Raw genomic sequence first — 631 nt, 5'->3', positions numbered from 1 at the left:
GTATTTTTTCTGGTCATCGAGGCTGTTGGTATTAGTGGTGGTTTGAGTGCCCAAGTTGATCTTGTTGACATCGGTAACGACATTGCCGTTTGCCGCGATGCTTGCGCCGTAAGTGCTCAAATCGCCTTCGGAAATCAAACCGATATCACCGGCTGCGGAGATTTTGGTTTGATGGGCGGTAGAGTTTTTGGAAGATTTTGTAGCGATACCGGTTTTCAGGGCGGCAGTTTCATTTTTGAAGCTGACATAAGTCGAGCTGCTGTCGGTTTCGCTGTTGCTGCTCAATACGATTCCTTGTTGGGCGGCAATGCGAGCATCAGCAGCCGAGTTTAGTTCGGTCGCATCCAATTGAACTTTGCCTGTGGTGGCAATATTGACAGAGCCGGCATTGATTTTGGTTTGATGCAGGCTTTCGTCAGCAGAAGAGCTCAGGTTGTTGTTGTACCAAAGGCCTTTGCTTTGAGTATGGTCGGATTCTATGCGGTTGGTGGTTTTTACCGCGTTAGAATTGAAGTTGCCTGTGGCAGATGCGGTCAGCGCGCCGGCATTGATGTTGGCTGCGCTCAGGTTGAGGCTGCCGCTATTGTTCAAAGTCAATGACTCGGATGCATTGATATTGCTGGCGGTAAAG

Annotated in this window: 1 protein-coding gene; it reads right to left on the bottom strand. The window is 49.3% G+C overall.

The annotated features are described in order from the left end of the window. On the bottom strand, window positions 1-631 hold a 631-nt coding region (locus ACTHUM_RS17370; RefSeq protein WP_440403608.1), incomplete at both ends, for a hypothetical protein.

This window comes from Neisseria sp. P0021.S006, assembly GCF_051956895.1.
This window is presented reverse-complemented; position numbering and strand designations above follow the sequence as displayed.